15 protein-coding genes and 1 tRNA gene are annotated in these 19,090 nt (G+C 62.7%); 7 read left to right on the top strand and 9 right to left on the bottom strand.

All coding sequences use genetic code 11. From position 1 onward, the window contains the following. Positions 1 to 11: 11 nt before the first annotated feature. The 3 genes from M4J40_RS21565 (at position 12) to M4J40_RS21555 (ending at position 4,084) form a co-directional block, all read left to right on the top strand. Positions 12 to 86: transfer RNA gene (locus M4J40_RS21565), tRNA-Glu, on the top strand. 334 nt (positions 87 to 420) lie between these two features. After that, positions 421 to 1,341 (top strand): 50S ribosomal protein L3 N(5)-glutamine methyltransferase, encoded by a 921-nt coding sequence (gene prmB, locus M4J40_RS21560; protein ID WP_251756466.1) that lies wholly within the window; start codon positions 421 to 423, stop codon positions 1,339 to 1,341. 286 nt (positions 1,342 to 1,627) lie between these two features. Further along, positions 1,628 to 4,084, top strand: a complete 2,457-nt coding sequence (locus M4J40_RS21555; RefSeq protein WP_251756465.1) for a glycogen/starch/alpha-glucan phosphorylase — start codon at positions 1,628 to 1,630, stop codon at positions 4,082 to 4,084. Positions 4,085 to 4,171: 87 nt separating this feature from the next. On the opposite strand, the gene M4J40_RS21550 is transcribed toward M4J40_RS21555, so the two are convergent. Continuing rightward, positions 4,172 to 4,486: a DUF2249 domain-containing protein gene (locus M4J40_RS21550; RefSeq protein WP_251756464.1), complete on the bottom strand. Its 315-nt coding sequence runs from the start codon at positions 4,484 to 4,486 to the stop codon at positions 4,172 to 4,174. Positions 4,487 to 4,787: 301 nt separating this feature from the next. Between M4J40_RS21550 and M4J40_RS21545 the strand changes: the two genes are divergently transcribed. Further along, on the top strand, positions 4,788 to 5,834 hold the full coding sequence (locus tag M4J40_RS21545; protein WP_251756463.1) for a dipeptidase: 1,047 nt from the start codon (positions 4,788 to 4,790) through the stop codon (positions 5,832 to 5,834). Positions 5,835 to 5,928: 94 nt separating this feature from the next. On the opposite strand, the gene M4J40_RS21540 is transcribed toward M4J40_RS21545, so the two are convergent. The 7 genes from M4J40_RS21540 to M4J40_RS21510 all read right to left on the bottom strand — a co-directional run bounded on the left by M4J40_RS21540 (position 5,929) and on the right by M4J40_RS21510 (position 15,179). Then, positions 5,929 to 7,098 carry a sugar ABC transporter permease gene (locus tag M4J40_RS21540; RefSeq protein WP_251756462.1) on the bottom strand — a complete coding sequence of 390 codons (1,170 nt, stop codon included), beginning with the start codon at positions 7,096 to 7,098 and terminating at the stop codon, positions 5,929 to 5,931. Positions 7,099 to 7,131: 33 nt separating this feature from the next. After that, positions 7,132 to 8,670, bottom strand: a complete 1,539-nt coding sequence (locus tag M4J40_RS21535; RefSeq protein WP_251756461.1) for a xylose ABC transporter ATP-binding protein — start codon at positions 8,668 to 8,670, stop codon at positions 7,132 to 7,134. 423 nt (positions 8,671 to 9,093) lie between these two features. Then, positions 9,094 to 10,101, bottom strand: coding sequence for a D-xylose ABC transporter substrate-binding protein (xylF, locus tag M4J40_RS21530; protein WP_251756460.1), 1,008 nt, complete (start codon positions 10,099 to 10,101; stop codon positions 9,094 to 9,096). A gap of 620 nt (positions 10,102 to 10,721) precedes the next feature. Continuing rightward, positions 10,722 to 11,720 (bottom strand): aldo/keto reductase, encoded by a 999-nt coding sequence (locus M4J40_RS21525; protein WP_251756459.1) that lies wholly within the window; start codon positions 11,718 to 11,720, stop codon positions 10,722 to 10,724. A gap of 79 nt (positions 11,721 to 11,799) precedes the next feature. Continuing rightward, on the bottom strand, positions 11,800 to 13,572 hold the full coding sequence (locus M4J40_RS21520; protein WP_251756458.1) for an L-fucose isomerase: 1,773 nt from the start codon (positions 13,570 to 13,572) through the stop codon (positions 11,800 to 11,802). Positions 13,573 to 13,626: 54 nt separating this feature from the next. Then, positions 13,627 to 14,337 (bottom strand): class II aldolase/adducin family protein, encoded by a 711-nt coding sequence (locus tag M4J40_RS21515; protein WP_251756457.1) that lies wholly within the window; start codon positions 14,335 to 14,337, stop codon positions 13,627 to 13,629. Further along, entirely contained in the window at positions 14,334 to 15,179 is an 846-nt protein-coding gene (locus M4J40_RS21510) for a DeoR/GlpR family DNA-binding transcription regulator (protein WP_251756456.1), read from the bottom strand. Before M4J40_RS21510 ends, M4J40_RS21515 begins: the two co-directional genes overlap by 4 nt. Positions 15,180 to 15,471: 292 nt before the next feature. Between M4J40_RS21510 and M4J40_RS21505 the strand changes: the two genes are divergently transcribed. The 3 genes from M4J40_RS21505 (at position 15,472) to M4J40_RS21495 (ending at position 18,240) form a co-directional block, all read left to right on the top strand. Beyond that, positions 15,472 to 16,425 (top strand): ABC transporter substrate-binding protein, encoded by a 954-nt coding sequence (locus M4J40_RS21505; RefSeq protein ID WP_251756455.1) that lies wholly within the window; start codon positions 15,472 to 15,474, stop codon positions 16,423 to 16,425. Positions 16,426 to 16,564: 139 nt separating this feature from the next. Beyond that, positions 16,565 to 17,446, top strand: coding sequence for an ABC transporter permease (locus M4J40_RS21500; RefSeq protein WP_251756454.1), 882 nt, complete (start codon positions 16,565 to 16,567; stop codon positions 17,444 to 17,446). After that, on the top strand, positions 17,443 to 18,240 hold the full coding sequence (locus tag M4J40_RS21495) for an ABC transporter ATP-binding protein (protein WP_251756453.1): 798 nt from the start codon (positions 17,443 to 17,445) through the stop codon (positions 18,238 to 18,240). The genes M4J40_RS21500 and M4J40_RS21495 overlap by 4 nt, the downstream gene beginning before the upstream one ends. Positions 18,241 to 18,265: 25 nt before the next feature. On the opposite strand, the gene M4J40_RS21490 is transcribed toward M4J40_RS21495, so the two are convergent. Next, positions 18,266 to 18,928, bottom strand: a complete 663-nt coding sequence (locus tag M4J40_RS21490) for an HAD family phosphatase (protein WP_251756452.1) — start codon at positions 18,926 to 18,928, stop codon at positions 18,266 to 18,268. Positions 18,929 to 19,090 lie beyond the last annotated feature (162 nt).

The following is a 19,090-nucleotide window of genomic DNA, read 5'->3' as shown; positions in this document are numbered from 1 at the left end:
CCCCTCGTTGGGCGGCCTTCGTCTATCGGTTAGGACACTAGCCTTTCACGCTGGAGAGACGGGTTCGATTCCCGTAGGCCGTACCACCCAACATCTTCTCCATTTCTTCCAAAAGTTCTTTGCACCCTCGGCTTGTGGGATGGGAGGAGCGGCGCCACGTTGGCTTGGTCGCTCCACTCCCACAGGTTCCTTAGGCTCGCCCTTCGACAATATCGCCATCAGCAGCGATGAGCCGCTCGATGTCGGCGCTGAGTACGTCGATCTTGGCATGCAGGCCGGCGATTTCCGCTTCGGAACGGAGACTCGTCCCATGATCAGGTCACGTTTTCCGGGCGACCCCGCTCCATTCACACATGCCCGATTGCAGCCATGGCCCCGCCGTGCGATAGCAGCCGCGCCTCTATTTTCCGGGACAACGCCGTGACCGACATTGCCGATGACCTTCTCACCGTCCGAGATCTCCTTCGCTACGCCATGAGCCGCTACGGCGGCGAAGAGATCGGCATCGGCCACGGCACCAGCGAGGCAATCGACGACGCCGTGTTCCTGATCCTCGAGTCGCTGCACCTGCCCATCGACGACATCAATCCCTGGCTCGACGCCCGCCTGACGCGCGCCGAGCGCCAGCTGCTCGTGGAGCGCATCGACCGGCGCGTCGAAGAGCGCGTCCCGACGCCCTACCTGGTTGGCAAGGCCTACATTCAGGGTGTTCCCTTCGTCGTCGATCCGCGGGTCATCGTGCCACGCTCGTTCATTGGCGAGTTGCTGTTCTCCGACGCCTTCGCCGGAGAAGGCGAGGAATCCTTGATCCGCGATCCCGACGATATCCTTTCGGTCGCCGATATCTGTACCGGCTCCGGCTGCCTCGCCATCCTGGCGGCCATGATTTTTCCGAACGCCGCGGTCGACGCGGTCGACCTCTCCGAAGACGCGCTGGACGTCGCCGCGATCAACGTCGACCGCCTGGGCGATGGACGGGTCGGTCTCCACCACGGCGACCTGTTCGCTCCGCTGGAAGGCCGTCGCTACGACCTCATCATCACCAACCCGCCCTATGTCGACGACGAAGCAATGGCGGAGTTGCCTGACGAATACCGGCACGAGCCGGAGATGGCGCTCGCCGGCGGACTCGACGGGCTGGATATCGTCCGTCGTATCATCGAGACGGCTCCAGACCACCTCAACCCGGAGGGGGGGCTCCTCTGCGAGGTCGGCAGCGATCGTGAGATCCTGGAGATGACCTACCCCGACTTACCCTTCGTCTGGCTCGACACGGCCGAGTCCGAAGGCGAGGTTTTCTGGCTCTCTGCCAAGGACCTTGGTGTAACCGAGGGCGTCTAGAGATGCATTTATTGCATATCTAGGACTGATATTATGTCGAGATATGCAAAAACGGAGCACTAAACTCGCATTTCCTCGCGTTTTTTCGCAAGTGTGGTCCTGAAGACCTAGACAGGCACACCGCTGCCGGCCAGTGTCCGTCGACGAGGGGACACGGCTGTCGGCCGTGTAGTCTTGGCGACGATTATCTTGGTGGCGGTGCTTGGCGTTAGGGTGAAGCCGAAGAAATCGGTCACCACGTCGTAACCATCATCGGCGACAATCGATCGAAACGCAGGGATCACCGATGAACGACACTTCCACGATCGATAAGGTTGGCGGCTCCACCGGCCAGCCGCTTGAGCTCACGGCAGCGGCCTTCAGGGACGCCGTCCGCGCCAAGTTGGCTTACGCTGTCGGCAAGGACCCGTCCCGGGCGACGGCCAAGGACTGGAGCATGGCGCTGTCCCTTGCCGTACGCGACAAGGTCGTGGAACGCTGGTTCGAATCCACACGAGCCTCCCACGCTGGCCAGAAGAAGCACGTCTACTATCTGTCCATGGAGTTTCTGATCGGTCGCCTCCTCAACGATGCGGTCTGCAATCTCGGCATCGAAGCCCAGGTTCGCAGTGCCTGCGCCGAGCTCGGCATCGACTATCAGGCCCAGCTCGAACAGGAGAGCGACGCCGCCCTCGGCAACGGTGGCCTCGGCCGCCTCGCCGCCTGCTTCCTCGACTCCATGTCTACGCTCGGCATCCCCGCCCACGGCTATGGCATTCGCTACGATCATGGCCTGTTCCGCCAGCGTTTCCATGACGGTTGGCAGGTGGAAGAGCCGGAGGACTGGCTGGTATCGGGTCGGGCCTGGGAGTTCGAACGCGCCGAGATGGCCTATCTCGTCAAGTTCGGCGGTCAGATCTCGTTCGATGGCCACGGCGCCACCTACTGGCGCGCCGATGAAACGGTGAAGGCCGTCGCCTACGATACGCCGATCGCCGGCTGGAAGGGACGCCACGTCAACACGCTGCGCCTCTGGGCCTCGCGCCCGGTCGAAGTGCTCGACCTCGGCCGTTTCAATCACGGCGACTATATGTCGGCGGCCGAGAAGACCATCCGCGCCGAGACCATCTCGCGCGTGCTCTATCCCGACGACACCACGGCGGAAGGCAAGGAACTGCGACTGAAGCAGGAATACTTCTTCACCTCCGCCTCGCTGCAGGACATCATTCGTCGGTATCTCGAAGACAACGATGACATCCGGAAGCTGCCCGATCAGGTCGCGATCCAGATGAACGATACGCATCCGGCCATCGCCGTCGCCGAACTGATGCGCATCCTCGCCGACGACTACCGGCTGACCTTCCCGGAAGCCTTCGAGATCACCCGCCAGTGCCTCAGCTATACCAATCATACGCTGATGCCAGAGGCGCTGGAGCGCTGGAACACCAACCTGTTCCGCAAGGTGCTGCCGCGCCACATGCAGATCATCGAGTGGATCGACTACCATCACCTCGCCGAGGTGCAGGGGCGCAACCTTCCGGTCTCGCTCGATGCCATCCGCATCATCGAGTGGGGTAGCGAGATCAAGATGGGCAGCCTCGCCTTCGTCGGCTCCCGGCGGGTCAATGGCGTGTCGGCGCTGCACACCGAACTGATGAAGCAGACGGTGTTCAAGGACTACCACGTCCTCTACCCCGACCGCATCGTCAACGAGACCAACGGCATCACGCCGCGCCGCTGGCTCTACGAGTGCAATCCGGGGCTGCGCGCGCTGCTGCTCGAAGCGATCGGCGACGGCTGGGTCGACAACCTCGAGAAGATCGAGGAAGCCGCCAAGTTCGCCACCGACGCCAGCTTCCGCGAGAAATTCGCCGCCGCCAAGCAGGCCAACAAGGTGCGCCTCGCTGCCGAGATAGAGCGCCGCATCGGCCTGCGTGTCGACCCCACGGCGCTGTTCGACGTGCAGATCAAACGCATGCACGAGTACAAGCGGCAGCTTCTCAACATCCTCGAGACGATCGCGCTGTACCAGGCCATCCGCCGTGGCCCCGGCGCCGAATGGACGCCGCGCGTCAAGATCTTCGGCGGCAAGGCCGCGCCCGGCTACCAGATCGCCAAACGCATCATCAAGCTGGCCAACGACGTCGCCCGGATCGTCAACAACGACCCGATCATCGGCGATCGCCTGAAAGTCGCCGTGCTGCCCAACTACAACGTGTCGCTGGCCGAGATCATCATTCCGGCTGCCGATCTCTCCGAGCAGATTTCGACGGCCGGCATGGAGGCTTCCGGCACCGGCAACATGAAGCTGGCGCTGAACGGCGCCCTGACCATCGGTACGCTCGACGGTGCCAACGTCGAGATCGCCGAACGGGTCGGACCCGACAACATCTACATCTTCGGCCTGACCGCCGACGACGTCGCCGGCCTGCGCCAGCGCGGCTACAACCCCAATGCCACCATCGACAGCGACCCGACGCTGAAGGGCGCCATCGATGCCATGGTCAACGGCACCTTCTCGCCGGACGATCACGGTCGCTTCAACGAGGTGGCCGACCGCCTCTGGCACACCGACTGGTTCCTGGTGACGGCCGACTTCCAGTCCTACTTCCAGACCCAGCGCACGGTCGACGTCGACTACCGCGACAGGGACCGCTGGACGGAGCGATCGATCCTCAACACCACCAAGGTGGGCTGGTTCTCCTCGGACCGTACCATCCGCGGCTACTCGAAGGACGTCTGGGGCGTCGAGCCGAACTTCTGAGGCTGACGAACCGACACAACAGAACGGGCGGCAAGGCTCACAGCCTGCCGCCCGTTCCGTTTTCCGCCCCGAGCGGCAGAACGACTATCAGTGATCGCAGCTGTGTAGGGCCAGCGCGGCCAGTGCCGCCGCTCCTTCGCGAGCAAGCTCCGGATCGAAGGCGGAGCGGGTGATGCGTACTCGAAACGCCTCGTCGACGCGCGCCAGCGCCTCCCAGCGATAACGCCCAGGCACGATGTCCTCGAAGTGACCGCGCAGCCCCACTGGTTCGTGATCGTTGATCACCACCAGCGACTCGCCATCGGCCAGCCGATCGAAGCTGCCGAAGATGATGGCGCGACGGTTCACGCAAGGTAGCCCGCGCACGTCGAGTTCGAGATCCCGGGGGGCAATGTCGGTCATGTTGTTTCTCCGCTTGGTCTGTGGCCCGATCATAGGGATGGCGTCGCCACGACACTTTGCTCCGGCGCAAACCGGAGAAAATTTCTCTTCTATCTGCAAGGCTGAGAAGGTCGCTTCCCGACCGAGCCAGAATGACGCAGCGGAGATCGCTCTGCTGACATAGGTTGACCTCCCAGGGCTCCACTCCTACCACTTGGCACCTATGCGGATGGGACTCGGCGCCGTTATGAGCGCCGGCCTCCCTCCCCTTCGATGCGTTGCCCTTTTGGGACAATCCTTCCCTCTGACGAGCGATGGTGAAATGCAGCCTGTATTCGATGGACATAACGACGTTCTGATGCGCCTGTGGGAAACGGCCGGCAAAGGTGGCGATCCGGTTGCGGAGTTTCGAGACGGCATCGCCTCGGGCCACATCGATGGGCCACGGGCCCGGGCCGGAGGCCTCGCCGGCGGTCTTTGCGCCATTTTCGTACCATCCAGACAGGGGCCGCGACCGACGATCGATCATGGCGCCTATGCCGCTCCGCTCGCCGAGCCGATCGATCAGCCGGTAGCTCTTGCCGCCGCCGCCACCATGGCCGGCATAGCTCGTCGAATCGACGAGGCGGGTGCCTGGCGCCTGTGCACGTCCACCATGGCGATTCGCCAGGCCATCGAGGACGGTGTGTTCGCCGCGGTGCTGCACATGGAAGGCTGCGATCCCATTGACCCTGACCTCTACGCGCTCGATCTCTTCTACGCAGCTGGCCTCAGGTCGCTCGGGCCAGTCTGGAGCCGAACCAACGCCTTCGGTCATGGCGTACCCTTTGCCTTCCCAAGTTCGCCCGACACCGGCCCCGGCCTTACCGAGGCCGGCGTACGCCTGGTGAAGGCCTGCAATCGGCTCGGCATCATGGTCGACCTGTCCCACATTACCGAACAGGGGTTCTGGGATGTGGCAAGGATCTCCGAAATGCCGCTCGTGGCCACGCATTCGAACGTACACGCCATCACTCCGGTGACGCGTAACCTCACCGACCGGCAGCTCGCTGCCATCCGCGAGACCGGCGGCATGGTCGGCCTCAACTATGCGACGTCCTTCCTGCGGCCGGACGGCCAGGAAAACGCGGCGACGCCGCTCACCGACATGGTGCGTCACATCGATTACTTGGTGGAGCATGTCGGCATAGACAGCGTCGGCCTCGGTTCCGACTATGATGGCGCCACCATCCCTGAGGAGATCGGCGACGCCGCCGGCCAGCAGGCGCTTGTCGGTGCACTCAGGCAGGCCGGATACGGCGAAGCGGAGCTCACCAAACTCTGCCGCGACAACTGGCTGCGGGTTCTGGCGCAGACCTGGCGGGAATGACGCGCCAGCCTGTCTTCATCGCGCCAATCAAACGAAAACCCCGGCCGCAAGCGACCGGGGTTTCTGCATTTTGCCCAGAACAACAGTAGAAACGTCAGGCGCGCTGATTGCCCGACGACAAGATGTCCATGTAAACGGCGGCGACCAGAATGATACCCTTCACGATCTGCTGCCAGAAGGTGTCGATACCCATCATGGACATGCCGTTGTCGAGGCTGGCCATGATGACCGCGCCGACCAGTGCGCCCGAAACCGAGCCAACGCCGCCGCGCATCGACGTGCCGCCGATGAAGCAGGAGGCGATGGCGTCCAGTTCGTTGCCGAAGCCGGCCGACGGCGTACCGGCCGCAAGACGGGCGGTGGTGGTCAGGCCGGCGAACGCGCACATCAGGCCCATCAGCGCAAACACCATCATCTTCACGTAGGCGACATTCACACCCGAAAGACGCGTTGCCTCCATGTTGGAGCCGACGGCATAGATGTGGCGCCCGAAGGTCGTCTTGTTGCCGATGATAGTGAACACCGCCAGAATGACCAGCAGCACCAGCACCGGCACCGGAACGCCCTGGTAGTCGTTGAGCGTCATCACGAAGCCAAGGATGATGATACCGGCGAACAGCAGGCGACCGACCTCAGTCGGCATCGTCGAGACGGCCAAATTGTGCTTCTGGCGGTTCATGCGCGTGCGAAGCGCCAGGAACACCAGCACCAGGAACAACAGCACGCCACCGACGTCGCCGATCAGCTCCGGCAGATAACCCTGACCGATGAACTTCAGATCGGAGCTCACCGGAGCAATGGTGATGCCGCCCGTCAGGCCGAGCACCATGCCTCGGAAGGCGAGCTGACCGCCCAGCGTCACGATGAACGAGGGAATGCCGAGATACGCGGTCAGCCAGCCGACCATCAGGCCGAAGAACAGGCCCATGGCGATAACCAGCACGATCGTGGCCCATAACGGCCAGGAGTATGTGACATCCAGCACCGCAGCTATGCCGCCGAGAAGACCGAGCAGCGAGCCGACCGAAAGGTCGATCTCTCCTGCGACGATGACGAACACCATCGCTGATGCCAACATGCCGGTAATCGCCATCTGACGCAGCAGGTTGGAGAAGTTGCGCGGCGTCAGGAACTGCGAACCGCCCAGTTCGGTGTCATAGGTGAGGTAGCCGAAGAAAGCCCAGATGATCGCAATGACGATCAGGAGGGCGACGATCTTGTACTCGGACAGGAACTTCCTGACGTCTTTTTTGGTAAGTGTCATGATCGTACACCGATATTCTTTGAAGGAAGAGCCTCAGGCGGCTTCCGTGGCCGGTTGTCCAATGGCGGCGGCGAGAACCTTCTCCTGCGTCAAGCCTTCGTTGACGTAGTTGCCTCGCAGCTTGCCCTCGCCCATGACCAGGACGCGGTCGCTGATGCCGAGCACCTCGGGCATTTCCGAGGAGATCATCAGCACTGCGACACCCTGCTTGGCGAGTTCGAAGATCAGCTTGTAGATCTCGTACTTGGCGCCAACGTCGATACCGCGCGTCGGCTCGTCCAGGATCAGCACCTTCGGCTCGGGCAACAGCATCTTGGCGACGACCGCCTTCTGCTGGTTGCCACCCGACAGCGAGGCGATCGGCAGGAGAGGCTCCGCCGTCTTGACCTTCATGCGAATGATCTGGTTCTGGATCTCGGCAAGCTCGACTTCGGACTGGATGAAACCGCCCGTGGTGTAGCGCTTCAACACCGACATGGTGATGTTGTAGCCGACGCCCATCAGCGGCACGATGCCATGACGTTTGCGATCTTCCGGCACCATGCAGATGCCGAGCCTCACCGCGTCACGGGGTGCGCGAACGCTGATCTCCTGGCCTTCGAGGAAGATCTTGCCCTCATGGTCACCGTTCCAGCAGCCGAACAGCTTGCAGGCAAGCTCGGTTCGCCCGGCTCCGACCAGACCGGCCACGCCGAGGATTTCACCCTTGCGGAGCTCGAAGGAAACGTTGTCCACCACCTTGCGTTCGCGGTTGGTCACGTCCCAGCAGGAGATGTTCTTGGCCTCGAACACCACGTCGCCAATGGCGTGCGTCTCGCGCGGGAAGAGGTTCTTCATCTCGCGCCCGACCATCATTGTGATGATCTTGTTGGTGTCGAGCTCAGCCATCGGCTGCGTCCCGATATGGGTTCCGTCGCGGATGACGGTCACTGTGTCGGCGATCTCGGCAACCTCTTCGAGCTTGTGCGAGATGTAGACGCAGGCCATGCCGTTGGCCTTGAACTCCTTGATGAGATTGAGCAGCGTCTTGGTTTCGGAAGTGGTCAGGGCCGAGGTCGGCTCGTCAAGGATCAGAAGCTTGGCGTTCTTGTTGAGCGCCTTGGCAATTTCCACCAGTTGCTGCTTGCCACCCGAATAGTTGTAGACCGGCAATGCAACGTTGATGTCGCTCATCTTGAGGCGGGCCATCAGCTTCTCGGCCTGTGCATTCATCAGGTCGTAGTCGATGAAGCCAGCCATGTTGCGTGGCTCGGAGCCGAGGAAGATGTTCTCGGCGACCGTGAGATGCGGCACCATCATCAACTCCTGATGGATGATGACGATACCCGCCTCTTCCGTCTCGCGGATGTTGCGCGCCTTGAGTTCCTTGCCTTCCCAGAGAATTTCCCCCGACCAGGTTCCGTAAGGATAAACCGCCGAGAGAACCTTCATCAGCGTCGACTTGCCGGCACCGTTCTCGCCGCAGAGTCCCACGCACTCGCCCCGGCGAACCTGGAGATGAATCCCATCGATCGCCTTGACGCCATTAAAGTCCTTGGTGATGTCGTGCATCTCCAAGAGATAGTCTGACATGGACCGCACTCCCTTCGACGGCGCGAACGGCCTCGGGCAGGCCTCGCGCGCCATCTATCTCCGATCGGAGCCAAAGGCCTTGAAGGCCCGTCGCTTCCCAAAACCGGCTTTCCGCCGAATACGACTCGACAGGCCGCCCCCGCGGCTTGCCGCCCCGGCACGGCGCCTTTGCAGGAAGCCGCGACATCTTCTGCTGTTTTCTGCATGAAGGCCGAGCCTGAAGGCATCGACCAACCATCATTCGTTCGATGCGCTCGGAATTGGCCTCGATACGCAGCCGCCCAGGCGACATACGCACACCACGCCGAAACGGCGGCTCAAGGCCATCGCCAGTCGACCGGCAAACCGACGGACCATCCCGACCCGATCGGCAAACAGCATGCCGGGGCGGGTTTTGCCCGCCCCGGTTATTGCGTCAGAGGATCACTTACCCTCGACCTGTTCCTTCGTGTAGAAGCCGTCCTCGACGACCTTCATCACGTTGTCCTTGGTCAGCGGGATCGGCGTCAGCAGCACGGAGTTGACTTCCTTCATGCCGTTGTCGAGCTTGGCCGAGTATTCAACGGCCTCACCCTTGACGAGCTTCATCGACAGCTTGGCGGCTTCCGACGCGATAAGCTGCAGCGGCTTGTAAACGGTGACCGTCTGCGTGCCGTCGATGACCCGCTTGATGGCGGCGAGGTCGGCATCCTGACCGGAGATGGCTACCTTGCCGGCAAGACCCTGGGCGGCGAGAGCCTGGATGGCGCCACCGGCCGTACCGTCGTTCGAGGCGACGACGGCGTCGATCTTGTTGTTGGCCGCCGTCAGAGCGTTCTCCATGATGGACAGCGCTTCGGTCGGGCTCCACTCCTTGACCCACTGCGAACCGATGATCTTCACCTTGCCAGCGTCGACGGCAGCCTGGAGAGCCTTCTCCTGGCCGGCGCGAAGCAGCTTGGCGTTGTTGTCGGTCGGCGCGCCGCCGAGCATGTAATAGTTGCCTTCCGGCACGACCTTGAGGACGGCCTCGGCCTGCAGATAGCCGACGCGCTCGTTGTCGAAGGAGATGTAGGCGTCTTCGTCAGCGTTCAGGATCAGACGGTCATAGGAGACGATCTTGATGCCGGCCTTGTGTGCTTCGTCGATGACTTCGCCGAACACCTGCGAGTTCATCGGCACGATGGCGATGGCGTCGACCTTCTGGGAGATCAGGTTCTCGACCTGGTTGACCTGCTTCTGCTCGTTGGCGTCGGCGGAGGTCACGATCACTTCGGCGCCCAGTTCCTTGGCGGCGGCAATGAAATAGTCACGGTCACGAGCCCAGCGCTCAACGCGCAGATCGTCGATCGAGAAGCCGAGAACCGGCTTGTCGGCAGACGCCTGAGCAGCCATGGGCAACGCAACGGCAGCAGCCAGGATCGTGCTCGAGAGAATGGTAGAAAGCTTCATTGTCACTCCTCCTGAAGGCCCCCTCGGGCCTGACCGCCTCCCCGGCGGCCTCCTTGCACCCGAACCACGACCGAATGATTGATCCTTCGGTCACTTCCCCCAGCAATGCCCGTCATGAGCTTCGCCGTTGGTTCGGGATATACCTCACGCGAGGATAGATGCCTCAAAGCAATGATGGACGCAACTCATTTTGATTGCGTAGATGCGTTGTGACCATCATCCATTTGACGAAGAAATTTCCTAACTTCGTCATGAGGTTCCTTTGAGACAGACATGTACCCGCGCAAATCCTTGCGCGAGCACAAATAATCCCTGACGCGCTCTTCCTGTCGGACAGTCGTCAAATTTGATGTGATTACATCAAGAGCATTCCCTCCCTTGCCCCTGACGATCTTTTCCGGGAGCCCTCCATGCCGCCGGTAAATTTCGACCCTCAAATTATACTCATCACGCAACCTTGGCAAGAGACAATCAGACCGACATCGACGAATGGTCCATCGGGCAAGACGGCAACAAAATACCCCGCCGGAGCGCATGGCCACAGCGGGGCATCTTTGAGAAAGCCGGCAACGACCTTCGAAAGCCAACGGCAGGATCCGGCAAGCCTGATCGATCAGGCTTCAGGGTGTCGGAGCGCCAGCGGAGAGGAGCCCCTCCGCCCGCAGTCGGTCCCAAAGGGCCGATGGAATCGAGGCGCGATACCAGTCGAAGTTCTGCTTGGCGGCACCCAGCCTGCTCATGCCCACCACGACGGCCTTGACCGCGGGATGAGCCAACGGGAAATGCACTGCTGCTGCGGGCATTTGCACGCCAACCTCGGCGCAGACGGCGGCGATTCGCCTTGCCTTGTCGATAACCTCAGGCGGCGCGGCGCCGTAGTCGTAGTTGCCGCCGGCCTCCGGCGGCTTCACCAGGATGCCTGAGTTGAAGATGCCGACGGCGACCACGCCAACGCCCTTCTTTTCGGCGAGAGGCAGGAAATCGGCGAGGCCAGGCTGTTCCAGCAGCGTGTAGCGCCCCGCGAGCATCACCACGTCGAGGTCGAGCTTGGAGACCAGATCGGCAGCCACATCCGCTTCGTTGACGCCGATGCCGATCGCCCTGAGATCGCCGCTGCGACGCAGTTCGTCGAGCGCGCGAAAGCCGCTGTCGAGCGTCTCGCAATAATGCTGATCGAAGCTGGCCTTGAGATTTCTCCGATCGAGGTCGTGAATGTAGGCAATGTCGATCGTCTGCGCCCCGAGCCGGTTGTAGGACTGCTCGAGCGACCGCATGAAACCGTCGTAGGTGTAATCGAGAACCGGCCGCAACGGCAGCGGCCGCACCCACCCTCCCCGATCCGGCGTCTCGCCGCGCCGATAGGGCACGAAGTAGCGCCCGACCTTGGTCGACAGGAGGTACTCGCCACGAGGCTTGTTGCGCAGGAAGCGACCGAGCCTCAACTCGCTGAGGCCATAGCCATAAAGCGGCGAGGTGTCGTAGTAGCGAAAGCCCTCAGCCCAAGCTTCGGCCAGGATGGAATCGGCTACGTCGTCCGGCACGTCCCATGAAAGCGTGCCGAGGCCTGACGCCCCGAACCCGAAGCGATAGGCTGGATTTTTCTCGAACGGATTTGTCATTGTCCCGTAGGCTCCGTAGGCACGAACGACAGGCCGTGGCGTACGCACCGCCACGGCCTGCCGCCGTCGTGATGTCCTGTCAGCCGTAAAGCGGCCCGAATGTCCCACAGGCACGGAAGTCGGCGCCTTCCGGATCCATGCCGAACATCGACCATGCGCTCGGGCGGAAGATGGCTTCCTCACCGACATTGTGCATGGCGATGGGGATGCGCAGCATGGAGGCCAGAGCGATCAGGTCGGCGCCAATATGGCCGTAGGAGATCGCCCCGTGGTTGGCGCCCCAGGCTGCCATCACCTTGTAGACCGACTTGAAAGGTCCCTCCCCCGTCAGTCGAGGCGCGAACCAGGTCGTCGGCCAGGTCGGATCGGTACGCTTGTCCAGGATGTCGTGCACTCGCTCCGGCAGCGCCACCGTCTCGCCTTCGGCGATCTGCAGCACCGGCCCGATGCCTGCGACCAGACTCAGACGCGTCATGGTCACGGGCATGCCGCCGCGCGTGGCAAAGTCGGTCGACCAGCCGCCGCCCCGGAAGTAGCCATGGTTGGCCTGACAGAAACGCGTTGCTTCAAGCGTGCGCTGCTGGTCAGTCTCGGTGACCTCCCAGAACGGTTTGATACCCGGCTTGTTGTCGACCATCATCTCGCCGGCGCCATCAAGGCAGGTGGCGCCCGAGTTGATGAGGTGGATGAGACCGCCCGCCGCCGCGCCGTCCACGACATGGCCGGAAACGCGCTTGATCGCGTCTGGGCTCCAATAGGTACGCACGTCGGAGAAGATCTGCGCCCGCGCCGTCAGGAGATTGCCGAACAGCATGCCGACGCCATTGAGGCAGTCGTTCTCGGTGGCGAGGATCAGCGGTTGACGCGGACCGTTCCAGTCGAACGACGTGTTCAGCATGGTTTCCATGAAGTCGCCGTTGGGCATGAAGTCGGTCCACTGCCGCTGCCCCTGGAAACCGGCGGCGATGGCATGATGACCGCAGGATTCCTCGACGTAGCCGAGCTCCGCGAGACGCGGGTTGCCCACCATCAGGTCACGGGCGATGAGACACATCTTGACCGACGTCTCCCATTCCCAGCGCTTGCGCGCGGCATCCGAGGCCTTGTCGCCGTTCGGGTCGTACCCTTCCTTGCAATGCTCGAGCGTCCAGGCGAGCGCCTTCTCGTATTCGACCGGATCGTAGATGGAGAGCTGAAGGCGACGCTGGAACTCGCTCATGTCAATGTATTCGGTGCGCATGCCGAGATAACGCTGGAAGAAGTCGGCGTCGACGATGGAGCCGGCGATCCCCATCGACACGGCGCCCATCGAAAGATAGCTGCGGCCGCGCATGGTGGCGACGGCGATGCCGGCACGTACGAAGCGCAGGATCTTGTCGCTAACGTCGTCGGGAATTGTCCGGTCCGAGCCGTCCTGCACTTCGGAGCCATAAATGCCGAACGCCGGCAAGCCCTTCTGGTTGTGGGCCGCCAGCACGGCGGCAAGATAGACGGCGCCCGGACGTTCGGTGCCGTTGAACCCCCAGACAGCCTTGGGCATCAGGGGATCCATGTCCATGGTCTCCGAGCCGTAGCACCAGCAGGGCGTGACGGTCAGCGAAACCCCGACATTCTCACGAGCGAACTTTTCCGCGCAGGCCGCGGCCTCCGAGACACCACCGATGGTGGTGTCGGCGATCACGCACTCGACGGACTCACCGGTGGGATGACGCAACGTGGCCGTAACGAGCTCGGCCACAGCCTTGGCCATGCCCATCGTCTGATCCTCGAGGCTCTCGCGCACGCCATTGCGCCGGCCGTCGATGGCCGGACGGATGCCGAGCTTCGGCAGATTCTTGAAAACGCCGTTCATGTCTCTCTCCCTTCCTCCCGATACCTTTTGCCCAGGCCAACCTCCCACCTGGGATCAGAGGCGCTTCGGTCCGCCATGCGGTGGTGGCTCAACTCTGTTCTTGACGGTCGCATCGACGGCTTCGCCGGCCTGCTTGCCGTAGCTCTTGAAGCGCTCCAGCACGACGTCCATCTCCTCCTTGCCGAGAATCACGCCGCCGCCCAACATGCGCGTGCCGATGTAGACCCGCGCCAGATTCTCCACCTCCTCGAGAACGGCGAAGGCCTTGGCCGGCGTCTTGCCCAGCGCGATGACGCCATGGTTGCCCAGAAGACAGGCCATCCGGTCCTCCAGCGCCGAGAGCGCCTCGACCGACAGCTCAGCCGTGCCAAACGGCGCATAGGCCGAGCACTTCACCACGTCGCCGCCGGAAACGCCGATCATGTAGTGGACTGGCGGTATATCAAGCCGACAGCAGGCGAGGATAGAGCAGTTGATGGCGTGGCTGTGCAGCACGGCGTCCACGTCGGGGCGAGCCTTCAGGATGTCGTAGTGAAAGCGCCATTCGGACGAGGGAACGAAGTCGCCATAATAACGCCCCTCCCAATCCATCTCGACGATCTGCTCCGGCCGCATCTTGTCGTAGGCGACGCCGGACGGCGTGATCAGCAACCCGCCCTCGACCCGTACGCTGAGGTTGCCGGCAGCGCCGGTGTTCAGCCCGGATGCGTTCATCCTGAGGCAAATCGCGATCATTTCCTCGCGCAGGTCGAGATGATCAGTCATTTGTTGGCTGCCTCCTGAGGCACGGACGGAACGGCCATCCCTTCCGCCGGAGCTTGTTCCCGGAAATCATGATCGAGCGGCGCAATCAGCACCTCCACGCCGGCATCCTCCAGCATGCGCCGATCGCCGTCGGAAATCCCTTCGTCGGTCACGAACACGTCGACCTCGGCAAGGGGGAACACCACAAGGCTGCGCGCCTCACCGAACTTGGTGCTGTCGGCCAGCACGACCAGGCGCGCCGCCTGCCGCCGCAATGCCCGCGCCGCCCTGAGCGGCAGCGGATCGTCTTCCATGATGCCGGCAGGGCCGACGGCATGACAGCCAATGAAGAAGGTGCTGGCGGCAACGTGGAAGGCTGGCGGGTCATCGAAGGGACTGAGCACGATGCCCTGCTGGGCAAGCACCTCACCGCCGGTCAGGAAGACGCGGTTGTCGGTCTTGAAGGCCAGGTGGTTGGCCACCGGAAGGGAGTCGGTCAGTACCGTCAGCCCCACCGCCGGCAACATCTCGGCAAAGCGGGCCACAGTCGAACCGCCGTAGAGGATCAATGTGTCCGGCGTAGAGACCAACTCCACAGCGCGGCGGGCGATCGCCTCTTTCGCAGCGGCCGCACGCTGTGCCTGCACGCCGAAGAAATAGGAGGCGAGCGGCCGGCCGGCTGCCATCAGAGGCGCAACACCACCGCGCACCTTGCGGATGCGTCCGGCTTCGCAAAGCTGATCGACATCGCGACGCAGCGTCGCGCCAGATGCGTCGACCATGGTCAGAAGCTCCTCGTAGGACACGGCATCGCGCCCTTCGACGGCCTTCAGGATCAGGTTGAAACGTTCTTCTTTCAGCATGCCACAGACCATAAGTCCGTGGGGCCGGAAGCGTCAATCTGCCAGTCTGCAGATTTGTTCAAAACAGCTCATTTGATCGCAATACATTTCAGCCCCGGACCTCGTGCCAATCCAGGCGGCATTTGGGTGACCAAAAAGGCAACACATGGCGCTTTTCGTCGCAAACACCCATGGTTACGATCAATTCGTGCGCACTCGGCATTTCCCGCGCTTGATTCACTCATCGGGATTACCTAAGACCGTCCACAACCCCGGCCCGAAATCGGCCGAAGGCCCTGACGGAGGAAGTTCGATGCGCGCCTTGTTGTTTGCTCTCGCCGCCAGCGTTGCGGCGGTCCTGCCGGTTCATGCCGAAAACGTGACGGTCGACGTCACCGCCATTGTCGAGCATCCGGCGCTTGACGCCGTTCGCGACGGTGTCAAGGACGCGTTGGCAGCCGCTGGATACAAGGAAGGCGAGAACCTGACCTTCGTCTACAAGTCGGCCCAGGGCAATGCTGCGACCGCCGCCCAGATCGCCCGTCAGTTCGCCGGCGAAGAACCCACCGTGATCGTGCCGATCTCGACCCCGTCGGCCCAGGCGGTCGCTGCGGCCACGCGCGACATCCCGATCGTCTTCTCCGCCGTGTCCGATCCGGTCGGTGCCCAGCTCGTGAAGAACATGGACAAGCCGGGCGGCAATGTTACCGGCCTCTCCGACATGTCGCCGGTGGCCGAGCATGTTGCCCTCATCAAGGAAATCCTGCCGAACGTGAAGAAGCTGGGCTTCCTGTACAACTCTGGCGAAGCCAACTCGGTGTCTCTGCTGGCTGCCCTCAAGGCGGAAGCCGAGAAGGCCGGTATCGAAGTGGTCGAGTCCGCCGCCACAAAGACGGCCGAGGTTCAGGGCGCGATGCGCGCGCTGGTCGGCAAGGCCGACGCGGTCTACGTCCCGACCGACAACACCATTATCTCAGCGCTGGAGTCCGCTGTCGGCGTTGCCGAGGAGTCGAAGCTGCCGCTGTTCACGGCCGACACCGACAGCGTGTCCCGTGGCGCCATCGCCGCGCTCGGCTTCAACTATTATGACGTCGGCAAGCAGACCGGCGACATCGTCGTTCGCGTACTTAAGGGCGAAACCGTTGGCGATATCCCCACCACTATTGCCAAGGGCACCGACCTCGTCGTCAACAAGACGGCCGCCGCCAAGATGGGCGTGACCCTGCCGGAAGCCTTGGTCGCCCGCGCCACCAAGGTGATCGAGTAATCAAGGCGTCGCGCCCCGCTTCAAGTTGCAGCGGGGCGCGCCTCCACAAGACAGGCCGGTTTGCCGGCCGGGGTGTCCCGTGTTGCCAAGTTGGCCCAGCACGCCGTTCCGGGATACCCAGCACTGAGGATCGTTGAGCGTGAGTCAAATCGCCCTATGGGGGGCCGTCGAACTCGGCCTCGTTTATGCCTTCGTCGCGCTCGGCGTCTATCTCGCCTTCCGCGTCCTCGACTTTCCCGACCTCACCGTCGACGGTACGTTCCCGCTCGGTGCCGCCGTAACGGCCGTATTGATCATGGCCGGCGTCAACCCTTGGGTCTCCGCATTCGTTGCCATGCTGGCCGGTGCGCTGGCAGGGCTGGTGACGGCGGCGCTGAACGTCCGCTTCAAGATCCTGAACCTGCTCGCTTCGATCCTGACCATGATCGCCCTGTTCTCGGTCAATCTTCGCGTTATGGGCCGGCCGAACGTTGCGTTGCTTTCCGTCGACACCATGTTGACCCCCTTCTACGGCAACGGCCTCAGGGACTTCATGGTTCGGCCGTTGTTCCTTCTGGTCTTGGCCATCGTGGCGCTGATCGTCGTCTGGCGCTATCTTGAAAGCGACGCCGGCCTTGCCATGCGCGCCACGGGCGCCAATGCCCGCATGGCCCGCGCCCAGGGCATCAACACCGACCGCCAGATCTATCTCGGCATCGCCCTTTCCAACGCCCTGGTCGCGCTCGGCGGCGCGTTGTTCGCCCAGACCAACGGCTTTGCCGACGTTACCTCGGGCGTCGGCACCATCGTCGTTGGCCTCGCCGCGGTGATCATCGGCGAGACGCTGTTCGGCACCCGCCGCATTCTGATCGCTCTGATCGGCTGCGTCGTCGGCTCCATCCTCTACCGCATTGCCATCCAGCTCGCGCTGTCCTCCGACTCGCTTGGCCTGCAGGCATCCGATCTGAACTTGGTCACGGCCGTCCTCGTCACCTTCGCGTTGGTGCTGCCGCGCCTCAAGCGGGGAGTGCTCTCGTCATGATCGTCCTCGACAACATCCACGTCGTGTTCGGGCGCGGTACGCCGCTCGAGAAGAAAGCGCTGGCCGGCGTTTCGCTGACCATCAAGGAAGGCGCCTTCACCACCGTTATCGGGTCCAACGGGGCCGGCAAGTCGACTCTGCTTGGCGTGTTGGCCGGTGACGTCATTCCCACCGAGGGCAGCGTACGCATCGGCACGTCCGATGTCACCAAACTGCCGACCGCCGCCCGTGCCGGGCGCGTTGCCCGCGTCTTCCAGGATCCGCTCGCCGGCTCCTGCGGCGCACTGTCCATCGAGGAGAACCTCGCCCTCGCCTACCGGCGGGGCCAGCGGCGCGGCCTCAAGCTGGCGCTCGGACACCAGCGCCGCAAGCTGTTCCGCGAACGGATCGCCGAACTCGATCTCGGCCTTGAAAACCGCATGAGCGACCGTATGGCCATGCTGTCTGGCGGGCAGCGTCAGGCCGTGTCGCTGGTGATGGCCATGATGGCCAGTTGCGACGTGTTGCTACTCGACGAACACACCGCCGCGCTCGATCCTGGCATGGCCGAGTTCGTGATGCGGCTCACCGAGAAGATCGTCGGCGCCAACAAGCTGACGACTTTGATGGTGACGCATTCGATGCGGCAGGCGCTCGATTACGGCGACCGGACCATCATGCTGCACGGTGGCGAGATCGTGCTCGACGTCGAAGGCAACAACCGCCGCAACCTCGAGGTCGAGGACCTTATCGACATGTTCCGCCGCGTTCGCGGCCAGACTCTCGATGACGATGAACTGTTGATCGCCGAATGACGCCAGGGCGGTTCGCCGCCCTCTCCTACCCGATGATCCTTGCGATCAGCTCCCACAGCGCCGGGGCCCGATAGTCGGGCACGGCGATGTCCGCCCCGCTTTTCTTTACCGTCGCCTCGTCGAGCGTCGTGGTCAGCCCCACGGTGGCGATCTTCGCCGCGTGCGCCGCCCGCAACCCGGGAGGTGCATCCTCGAAGGCTATCGCCCGATCGGCGGAAACGCCGAGCCGCTCAAGTCCGGTGAGGTAAGGCAGCGGATCGGGCTTGCCGCGCTCCAGTTCCGTGCCGATGACGATGGTATGGAAGTATTCGGTCACACCAAGCTGGGCCAACATGTCGCTCACGTTGGGCCGCGGCGCGTTTGAGACGACAGCCAGTCCGATCTTGTGCTCCACGGCCCAGTTCAGCACGTCGATCAGTCCATCGATGGGCTTGAGGCGACCGACGATCAGGCGCCGGAACAGCGCCTCCTTCTCGTCGGCGAGGCGTGGATGCTCCTCCTCCGCGACATGGGGAAAGAGAGTCTTGAAGATCAGAGAATTGGCTTGGCCGGAGACGTATTTCAGGAACGTCTGTTCATCAACGTCGACGCCATAGGCCTTGCCGAACTCCACGAAAGCCTCGTGATGGAAGGGGTCGCTGTCGGTCAGCGTTCCATCCATGTCGAACAGCAGGGCACGTGAAAACATCAGCAGGGACTCCGGTCGCGGCAACGCGTCTTTCGAGGCGGCCTGCATACACCGGGGACCCCGAAGGGTCCAGCCGCGTGACGCTCATTTGACCGGTCGACCCGCCGGACTTTTAATCTTCCAATTCGAATGCGTGATATGTATTGATCTCTTCATAAGCAC

Origin of the sequence: Pleomorphomonas sp. JP5 (genome assembly GCF_023721815.1) — a bacterium.
Lineage (GTDB): Bacteria > Pseudomonadota > Alphaproteobacteria > Rhizobiales > Pleomorphomonadaceae > Pleomorphomonas.
The sequence above is the reverse complement of the archived record's forward strand: the minus strand, read 5'-3'. Positions and strand labels throughout refer to the sequence as shown.

Coding starts and splice junctions, on each gene's coding strand:
- M4J40_RS21555 (WP_251756465.1), top strand. CDS start 1,628: ATGAACGACACTTCCACGATCGATAAGGTTGGCGGCTCCACCGGCCAG.
- M4J40_RS21550 (WP_251756464.1), bottom strand. CDS start 4,486: ATGACCGACATTGCCCCCCGGGATCTCGAACTCGACGTGCGCGGGCTA.
- M4J40_RS21545 (WP_251756463.1), top strand. CDS start 4,788: ATGCAGCCTGTATTCGATGGACATAACGACGTTCTGATGCGCCTGTGG.
- M4J40_RS21540 (WP_251756462.1), bottom strand. CDS start 7,098: ATGACACTTACCAAAAAAGACGTCAGGAAGTTCCTGTCCGAGTACAAG.
- M4J40_RS21535 (WP_251756461.1), bottom strand. CDS start 8,670: ATGTCAGACTATCTCTTGGAGATGCACGACATCACCAAGGACTTTAAT.
- xylF (WP_251756460.1), bottom strand. CDS start 10,101: ATGAAGCTTTCTACCATTCTCTCGAGCACGATCCTGGCTGCTGCCGTT.
- M4J40_RS21525 (WP_251756459.1), bottom strand. CDS start 11,720: ATGACAAATCCGTTCGAGAAAAATCCAGCCTATCGCTTCGGGTTCGGG.
- M4J40_RS21520 (WP_251756458.1), bottom strand. CDS start 13,572: ATGAACGGCGTTTTCAAGAATCTGCCGAAGCTCGGCATCCGTCCGGCC.
- M4J40_RS21515 (WP_251756457.1), bottom strand. CDS start 14,337: ATGACTGATCATCTCGACCTGCGCGAGGAAATGATCGCGATTTGCCTC.
- M4J40_RS21510 (WP_251756456.1), bottom strand. CDS start 15,179: ATGCTGAAAGAAGAACGTTTCAACCTGATCCTGAAGGCCGTCGAAGGG.
- M4J40_RS21505 (WP_251756455.1), top strand. CDS start 15,472: ATGCGCGCCTTGTTGTTTGCTCTCGCCGCCAGCGTTGCGGCGGTCCTG.
- M4J40_RS21495 (WP_251756453.1), top strand. CDS start 17,443: ATGATCGTCCTCGACAACATCCACGTCGTGTTCGGGCGCGGTACGCCG.
- M4J40_RS21490 (WP_251756452.1), bottom strand. CDS start 18,928: ATGTTTTCACGTGCCCTGCTGTTCGACATGGATGGAACGCTGACCGAC.